At 40.8% G+C, this 8,171-nt stretch carries 5 protein-coding genes; 4 read left to right on the top strand and 1 reads right to left on the bottom strand.

Going from position 1 to position 8,171, the window contains the following annotated elements; all coding sequences use genetic code 11:
* Positions 1-209: 209 nt before the first annotated feature.
* The 4 genes from M3600_RS19595 (at position 210) to mutL (ending at position 6,121) form a co-directional block, all read left to right on the top strand.
* Positions 210-659, top strand: coding sequence for a GNAT family N-acetyltransferase (locus M3600_RS19595; protein ID WP_233314236.1), 450 nt, complete (start codon positions 210-212; stop codon positions 657-659).
* 190 nt (positions 660-849) lie between these two features.
* Positions 850-1,398: an outer spore coat protein CotE gene (locus M3600_RS19590; protein WP_233314235.1), complete on the top strand. Its 549-nt coding sequence runs from the start codon at positions 850-852 to the stop codon at positions 1,396-1,398.
* A 178-nt stretch (positions 1,399-1,576) separates the two neighbouring features.
* On the top strand, positions 1,577-4,192 hold the full coding sequence (mutS, locus tag M3600_RS19585) for a DNA mismatch repair protein MutS (RefSeq protein WP_251647164.1): 2,616 nt from the start codon (positions 1,577-1,579) through the stop codon (positions 4,190-4,192).
* Positions 4,193-4,219: 27 nt separating this feature from the next.
* Positions 4,220-6,121, top strand: a complete 1,902-nt coding sequence (mutL, locus tag M3600_RS19580) for a DNA mismatch repair endonuclease MutL (protein WP_251647162.1) — start codon at positions 4,220-4,222, stop codon at positions 6,119-6,121.
* 671 nt (positions 6,122-6,792) lie between these two features.
* On the opposite strand, the gene M3600_RS19575 is transcribed toward mutL, so the two are convergent.
* Positions 6,793-8,151 (bottom strand): MATE family efflux transporter, encoded by a 1,359-nt coding sequence (locus tag M3600_RS19575; protein WP_251647160.1) that lies wholly within the window; start codon positions 8,149-8,151, stop codon positions 6,793-6,795.
* Positions 8,152-8,171 lie beyond the last annotated feature (20 nt).

The raw sequence follows: 8,171 nt of genomic DNA, 5'->3' as shown, positions 1-8,171 counted from the left end.
CTGTGAAAATCTTTTTACTCATTATTTTCTCCGTCTCCATGTTTCTCTAGTTGTGTTACATAATTATACAAAAAAATACCCTATAGGTAGACTTTTTTTAAGTGTCTACTCTATAGGGTACATTTTACTTTGCTTATCAGGCTTTTTTTGTTGGGAAGGTTTTTTTAAAGCTTAGAAAGAATTATTTATGGATAAAGGAGAGATTTGAGATGAATATACGTAAACTGTCAGTAAATGAAACACCTCCGTTAACACTGCTGCTGTCTGCAGATCCTTCTTCTAGTCATATCCATGATTATTTAAGCAGAGGACAATGTTTTGTGGCAGACAGTAATAACACAATAGCAGGTGTATATGTTCTTCTTCCAACACGACCTAAAGTTGTGGAATTAGTGAATATTGCAGTCGCTGAAGCGATGCAAGGACGCGGTATCGGAAAGCTGCTTGTGCATGATGCCATTAATTGGGCAAGACAGCAAGGATTCAGGCAGATAGACGTTGGCACAGGCAACTCGAGTATCGGTCAGCTGGCATTTTATCAGAAATGCGGGTTCCGTATTGTTGGTATCGATTTTGATTTCTTTAAAGATTATGAGGAAGAAATCATTGAAAACGGGATTATATGCAGAGACATGATTCGGCTTTCGCTGGAACTGTAGCAAAAACATACTTGCAAGAAAATTAAGTTGTTCGTCTAGAAAATCTCCTGTTGTTCGGCACATTTGCCCTCCATTTTCATACAATGAATTAGGCTTAAGCTTTAATTTATCAGCTTCAAAAATTATCGCACACTAGTCTCCTATCCCGCATAGGATGAAATGAAAATGAATGAGGAGGTTTCGCTCGAAAATGGGAGAATATAGAGAGATTATTACAAAGGCAGTCGTTGCGAAAGGACGTAAATTTACAAAATCCAACCATACGATCTGCCCAGACAACAGCCCTTCCAGCATTTTAGGGTGCTGGATCATCAACCATACGTACGAAGCGGAAAAGAATGGCAAGACAGTAGAAATAAGCGGTTACTACGATATCAACGTTTGGTATTCCTATAACGACAACACACAAACAGAAGTCGTAACTGAACGGGTTGAATATACAGATATCGTGAAATTAAAATATCGTGATCCAGATTGCCTTGATGATCATGATGTGATTGCACGTGTGCTTCAGCAACCGAACTGCATTGAAGCAGTTATCTCACCAAACGGCAACAAAATCATCGTTCATGTGGAAAGAGAATTTTTAGTGGAAGTAATCGGGGAAACAAAAGTAGTTGTTGAAGTGTTCCCAGAGCATAAAGAACATGATGGCGATGATGTATGGGGCTTGGATGTTGAGGATGAAGAGTTTGAAGATTTGAACCCTGATTTCCTTGTAGGCTCAGAAGAAGAATAGAACTAGGAGGTTCTCCTAGTTCTTATTTTTTAAAAAACAGTCTGCTTTAAGCAATTGCTTAAAGCAGACTGTTTTTTTTCTGGCAGAAGGAACCACCTGAAACAAAGTGTCCCGATATGCTATAATGGTAGAATAATAAATTTGAATTAATGTGAGCAACATCTTTTTGGAGGATTTTATGACAACGTACACGCCCATGATACAACAATATTTACAAGTAAAGGCAGATTATCAGGATGCCTTTTTATTTTTCCGTTTAGGCGATTTTTACGAAATGTTTTTTGATGATGCAATTAAAGCATCACAAGAATTGGAAATCACGCTGACGAGCAGGGAAGGCGGGGGAAATGAACGGATTCCAATGTGCGGAGTTCCCCACCATTCAGCGAAGAACTATATCGAGCAGCTCGTTGAGCGCGGCTATAAGGTGGCAATATGCGAGCAGACAGAAGACCCGAAGCAGGCAAAGGGAGTTGTCCGCAGGGAAGTTGTTCAGCTGATTACACCTGGAACGATGATGGAAGGGCGAAACCTTTCCGATAAGGAAAATAACTATATTGCCACAATCACGGTATTGGATAACCATACATATGGTTTTGCCTATAGTGATCTGTCAACAGGTGAGTGTAAAGCGACTAAAACAACGGGTTTTGATGCAGCTTTAAATGAATTGTCCTTGTCAGGAGCAAAGGAGGTCATCATCAGCCCAGATTTTCCAGAAGACAGCAAAAAACGCATGCAGGAGCGTGCTCATTTAACTTTGTCCTATGAAAACGATGCTGCTGTTTTAGAGCAGTATGGTGTGTTGTTGGCTGAAGTCCATGATGAAGCACTGCAATCTACTGTGAGCCGATTGTTTGCTTATCTTTACCGAACACAAAAACGAAGCCTTGATCACTTGCAGCCCGTGTCTGTATATGTGATTGATGACTTTATGAAAATTGATTATTTCTCAAAACGCAATCTTGAACTGACAGAAACAATCCGCTCGAAAGGGAAAAAAGGCTCTTTGCTGTGGCTGTTGGATGAGACGAAAACAGCAATGGGAGGCAGGCTCTTAAAGCAATGGATTGACCGTCCGCTCTTGAACAGAGATAAAATCGCTGAAAGACAAAACATGGTAGAGGTCATGATCAGCCATTATTTCGAAAGAATGGACTTGCGCGAAAAGCTGAAGGAAGTGTACGACCTAGAAAGACTTGCCGGAAGAGTTGCTTTCGGGAATGTGAATGCACGGGATCTTGTGCAGTTGAAGAAATCGCTGCAGCAAATTCCGGCAATTCAAGAGCTTGTCGCTCAATTCGGCACTAATGAAGCAAACTTGCTTGCAAGTGAACTGGACCCTTGTGAAGAGGTTACAGATTTGCTGGAAACAGCGATTGTGGAAAATCCGCCGCTATCTGTCAAGGAAGGCAATATGCTTCTTGATGGTTATAATGAAGAGCTTGACAAATACAGAGATGCGAGCCGCAACGGTAAAACCTGGATTGCCCAGCTAGAACGGCAAGAGCGGGAAAAAACAGGGATTAAGTCGTTAAAAATCGGTTATAACCGTGTGTTTGGCTACTATATAGAAGTGACGAGAGCAAATGTGCATTTGCTGCAGGAAGGCCAATACGAGCGAAAACAAACATTGGCAAATGCAGAACGTTATATAACACCAGAGCTGAAGGAAAAAGAGAGCCTGATTTTACAGGCAGAAGAAAAAATAGTAGAGCTGGAATACGACTTGTTCACAATCATCCGTGAAACGGTGAAAGACTATATTCCAAGACTGCAGATGTTAGCGAAAACCGTCAGCGCACTAGATGTGCTCCAATGCTTCGCAACCGTCAGCGAAGACCGCCGTTATGTGAAACCTGCTTTTTCTTCTGAAAGAGTGCTGCACATTCAAAATGGACGCCATCCTGTTGTCGAGAAGGTGATGAATTCACAAAGCTATGTGGCTAATGGCTGTTTAATGGATGCTGACAGAGAGCTGCTGCTCATTACAGGTCCGAATATGTCTGGTAAAAGCACGTATATGAGGCAAGTGGCTTTAACTAGCATTCTTGCACAAATCGGCTGCTTTGTTCCGGCAGAGGAAGCGACATTGCCAATCTTTGACCAAGTTTTCACTAGAATCGGGGCAGCAGATGATTTGATTTCTGGACAAAGTACCTTTATGGTAGAAATGTTAGAAGCTCGCAATGCCTTGCTGCATGCAACAAAGGACAGTTTGATTTTATTTGATGAAATTGGCAGGGGGACAAGCACCTATGATGGCATGGCCCTTGCTCAAGCAATAATTGAGCATATTCATGATATAGTCGGTGCGAAAACATTATTCTCTACCCATTATCATGAGCTCACAGTGCTCGATCAAGAGCTTGCCCGCCTAAGCAATGTTCATGTAAGTGCCATGGAGCAAAACGGCAAAGTCGTCTTCCTTCATAAGATTAAAGAAGGAGCGGCAGACAAGAGCTACGGAATTCATGTCGCACAATTGGCAGAGCTTCCGCCAGAGCTGATTGACAGGGCACAGGAACTTCTGTTGTCACTTGAGCAGAAAGAAGATGGCAAGCAAGCTGCTGCACAAGTGATTGTGAAGGAGGAAACTCCAGCAGTTGAGAGTAATGGAGATGCCCAGCTGTCATTCTTTGATGAAATGCAAAACCAAAAACCTGCTGCTAAATTGGCAGGAAAGGAAAAACAAATTCTTCAGAAAATCAAATCACTCGATATTTTAGATATGACACCAATGCAGGCATTAAACACATTATATGAACTGCATAAAAAGATAAAAAACGATTAAGTTCACATAAAAGAAGAGGTGAAGACAGTGGCAAAGATATTTCAACTCGATGATGCACTTTCCAATAAAATCGCTGCAGGAGAAGTAGTCGAAAGGCCAGCCTCTGTTGTTAAAGAATTAGTAGAGAACAGCATTGATGCAAACAGCACCAATATCGAAATCTTTATCGAGGAAGCAGGCCTGCAAAGCATCCGCATTCTCGATAATGGCGCAGGCATTGAGGAAGAGGATGTGCTGACTGCCTTCTCCCGTCATGCTACAAGTAAAATTAAGGATGAAAACGATCTTTTCCGCATCCGCACATTAGGTTTCAGAGGCGAGGCTTTGCCAAGTATCGCTTCTGTCTCCCATGTAGTACTGACAACATCAACTGGAGAAAAAGGTACAATGGTCGAGCTTGAAGGCGGTCATCTTAAGAAGCAAGAGAGCGCTCCAGGGCGAAAAGGCACGGAAATCACTGTTTCTAATCTGTTCTTTAATACACCGGCACGTTTGAAATACATGAAATCCATTCATACAGAGCTTGGCAATATCACAGATATCGTTAACAGGCTTGCATTATCGCACCCTGAGATCAGCTTCCGCCTTGTTCATAATGACAGGAAGCTGCTTCATACGAACGGAAACGGCGATGTTAGGCAAGTTTTGGCAAGTATTTATGGGTTAAATATAGCGAAAAAGATGATTCCGATAACAGGAAAGTCACTGGACTTTACCCTTTCAGGCTTTATGGCGCTCCCTGAAATAACGAGAGCCTCCCGCAATTATATTTCAACGATGATTAACGGCAGGTTTATTAAGAACTACTCCCTTGTGCGCAGTATTCAAGAAGGCTATCATACATTGCTGCCAATTGGCCGATTTCCAATCGTTCTTTTGAATGTGGAAATGGATCCGATGCTAGTCGATGTTAACGTCCATCCATCTAAAATGGAGGTTCGCTTCAGCAAGGAGCAAGAGCTCAATGAACTGGTGAGTGAGAGTATTAAAGCAGCGTTCAAAAAGAAGGAATTAATTCCAGCCGGCTTTATCCGTGAAAAAGCGAAAGCACCGAAGGACGAGCAAACAGCGTTCTCCTTTGACCAAGCCAGGGAAAATCGTCAGGAAATGCCGAAACAGCAGGCACAGCCATTTGCTTTCTCCAATACAAGCATTGATTATGCACCAGTAGACACAGCTCCGCTCCTAAATGCAGAGCTGCCAGAACTGTTCTCAATGAAAGAGCCTCCGGTTGAGGAGCCACTATACACAGAAGAAACTGCTTTTCCAAATGTTCCAGAACCAGTAGTGGATACCAGCGAAGACACGTGGGAAGAGGAAGTGCTCGAAGATGTGGCAGCGGAAAACCGTGTTCCGCCATTATACCCAATTGGGCAAATGCATGGCACCTATATTTTCGCTCAAAACGAAAAAGGCTTGTACATTATCGACCAGCATGCCGCCCAAGAGCGCATCAAATACGAATTTTACCGCGAAAAAGTCGGTGAAGTTCATAACGAGCTGCAAGAGCTGCTGATTCCACTTACATTGGAATACTCATTAGATGAATGGATGAAGATAGAGGAAAACAAAGCAGAACTAGAAAAAGTCGGCGTCTTCCTCGAGCCATTTGGCCAGCAAAGCTATCTTGTCCGCTCCCATCCGCAATGGTTTCCAAAGGACGAAGAAATAGAAACAATTGAAGAAATGATCGAACAAGTCCTTGCCATGAAAAAAGTCGACATCAAGCTGCTCCGGGAAGAAGCAGCCATCATGATGAGCTGCAAAGGCTCCATCAAAGCAAACCGCCATCTCCGCAATGACGAGATTGAAAGTTTGCTTGAAGAGCTCCGCCACACATCAGATCCTTTCACTTGCCCACATGGCAGGCCGATTATTGTTCATTATTCTTCTTATGAGATGGAGAAGATGTTTAAGCGCGTGATGTAGGAGAACCCCTTGTTAAATATTTTAAAAAAGCCTTTAGTAAAATTCTATTTATAGGTCTTTTTACTTGGAATTAGGAATTTTTTACTATATAATAAATATTGCTGATTAAGTTCAAGTATTATTGCAGACCTTATTCTTATGTAAACTTTACGGGTAAGGTCTCTTTTTTACTTAGTATGTTAAAAGCCCCTAATTAGAGGGGCTTTTTGCAATTACATATCCTATTGATTTAAGGGAAAATACTCAGGCGGAGTTGGCCGGGATTTCGTTATCAAGTGATGGCTAAACCTTGCTGTAAGTAGGGGTTTATATTTCTTTTTTATAAGGGGATATCTTTAAAAAGGAAAGCCAGTTATAGCTTTCTTTACTATTTAATAGAAATAATCTTTATGTGAGTAATAAGATATTAATTTCTGTGTGTTATTCTTCAGATTAGCAAAAAAATTGATGAGCTTTATAACCTTCATTTTCATCCTTCTTTATTCATCACTTATCTTCTTCAAGTCTTTTGGGACTTTTAGCATAGCGTGCTCCATTAAATTTAAATATCTTACATGCAGTTACTTTAGTAATTTTCGGGTCATATTCCAGTACAGATAGTAAAAATAAACTCAAAGAAGAATCTATATAGATTCTTCTTTTGAATACAGCTGTTAATGAGATTACTTTGGTTATATGTTTTCTACTAAACTATCCAATTCCGGCTGCAATTTATTACGCAGAACATACAGCATAATGGCACCAACAAGAAATGCGACGGCATCTGCAATGACAATCGACCAAACGACCCCTTCAAATCCATATAAATGATTGGCAATAAACAATACAGGAATCAGCGTAATTCCTTGAATAATGGACATAATAAATGCGGCAGTTCCTTGTGCTGTTGCTTGGAAGATGCCTGTAAATAGTGTGGTCATTCCTGTAATGAACAAGGATAGAAACGTTACATGTAAAATATAGCTGCCCATTTCAATTAATTGCGGGTCAGTTGTAAATAAACCGATTAAGTGGTCGGATACAAAGTAAACGGCGATGCCGAACACGACTGCTAACGTCACAATTGCTTTAATCGTAAATCCAATCGTAGTTTTCATACGTAATTTATTTGCTGTGAAAGCGAAGGCAATTAATGGCACGACTCCTTCACATAAGCCCATTACAATAAACTCAGGAAATTGCAATAAACGAGATGAAATTCCGTATGCCGCTACAGCCTGTTCCCCGTAATCGACAAGAAAATGGTTAAAGATAAGCGACATTGCACCTAAAAAGATGCTCATGATAAAGATTGGAATTCCAACTTTACTTACATTGCTCAAAATCTCTTTGGAGGCTTTAAACCATTTTAAAGAGATCGTTAAAAATGGGCTCTTTTTTCCTATATTGTAGGCGAAATAGGCACTCGCAGCCAAGTTAGAAATAACTGTAGCAGTGGCAACACCAATCACGTCCCAATGGAATACGAAGATGACTAAAGCATCAAGAATAATATTTAAAACAACACTGAGAATCATCCCAATCATCGATGTAATTGCTGCACCCTCTGAGCGTACGATATTCTCCAGCGTGAAAAACAATATAACGAATGGGGAACCAATAATCATAACTGTTACATATTCCTTTGTGAATATAAAGGAGTCTGACATTGCTCCCAAGCCATGAACAATTGAATCAATCAACGGAAGACCTACGACTATCATAATAAGACCGAGAATTAAACTGCTGTAAAAGGCAAATGAAGACACATGCAAGACATCATTATATTTTTTCTCTCCTAGCAAACGGGAAATAAATGTACCGCTGCCCATGCCCACTAAATTGCCAAATGCCATTATGATTGCGAATAACGGCAATGTTAATGCGAGTGCAGTTAACATGGCAGTATTATGGAGTGTTCCAAGGAAATAAGCATTCAGAAGGGAATATATAACATTCATTGATGAACCAATCATCATTGGTACTGCAAAGTGAGCTACAGCTTTTGCGACAGGTGCTTTTTCAAAATAATAGAGGTTTTCTGCATCCATGTTTAATCACTACTTTCTTT

Origin of the sequence: Niallia sp. MER 6 (assembly GCF_023714395.1) — a bacterium.
Taxonomy (GTDB): Bacteria; Bacillota; Bacilli; order Bacillales; family Cytobacillaceae; genus Niallia.
This window is presented reverse-complemented; position numbering and strand designations above follow the sequence as displayed.

Bases quoted from the DNA above. Each gene is read 5' to 3' on its own strand.
- M3600_RS19595 (WP_233314236.1), top strand. From the start codon at position 210: ATGAATATACGTAAACTGTCAGTAAATGAAACACCTCCGTTAACACTG.
- M3600_RS19590 (WP_233314235.1), top strand. From the start codon at position 850: ATGGGAGAATATAGAGAGATTATTACAAAGGCAGTCGTTGCGAAAGGA.
- mutS (WP_251647164.1), top strand. From the start codon at position 1,577: ATGACAACGTACACGCCCATGATACAACAATATTTACAAGTAAAGGCA.
- M3600_RS19575 (WP_251647160.1), bottom strand. From the start codon at position 8,151: ATGGATGCAGAAAACCTCTATTATTTTGAAAAAGCACCTGTCGCAAAA.